The sequence below is a fragment of the Cupriavidus sp. SIMBA_020 genome, from assembly GCF_046535395.1.
Lineage (GTDB): Bacteria > Pseudomonadota > Gammaproteobacteria > Burkholderiales > Burkholderiaceae > Cupriavidus > Cupriavidus campinensis.
Window position 1 is genome coordinate 1 of record NZ_JAWRWU010000102.1, and the last position, 415, is coordinate 415.

At 66.3% G+C, this 415-nt stretch carries 1 protein-coding gene; it reads left to right on the top strand.

What is annotated here, in order from left to right:
• Nucleotides 1-107: 107 nt before the first annotated feature.
• A partial coding sequence (locus tag SB751_RS28335; protein WP_410748831.1) for a DUF444 family protein occupies nt 108-415 on the top strand: 308 nt, incomplete at its 3' end.

The following is a 415-nucleotide window of genomic DNA, read 5'->3' on the forward strand; positions in this document are numbered from 1 at the left end:
CGTGCGGAGGGTCCGCGCGGGCACCTTTAGAGGCGCCGCCCGCATGACGGCAGACGGCATGTGCGGCGAGCGTCCCGGCATATCGACTTTCGAGCGGGAGACCGGGAGTGCTTCATCAAATCATCGACCGCAGGCTGGCCGGCAAGAACAAGAGCATCGCCAACCGCGAACGCTTTCTGCGTCGCGTCAAGAACTACATTCGTCGTGCCGTCTCCGACGCGGTGCGCGACCGTAGCATCAAGGATATCCAGAGCACGCAAAGCATCACGATCCCGCGCAAGGACATCGCGGAGCCGAATTTCCGGCACGCGCCGGGCGGGCGTCGTGAATACGTGCACCCGGGCAACGAGGACTACGTCCGCGGCGACAAGATTCCGCGTCCGCAGGGCGGCTCGGGCGGCGGCGGCAGTCAGGC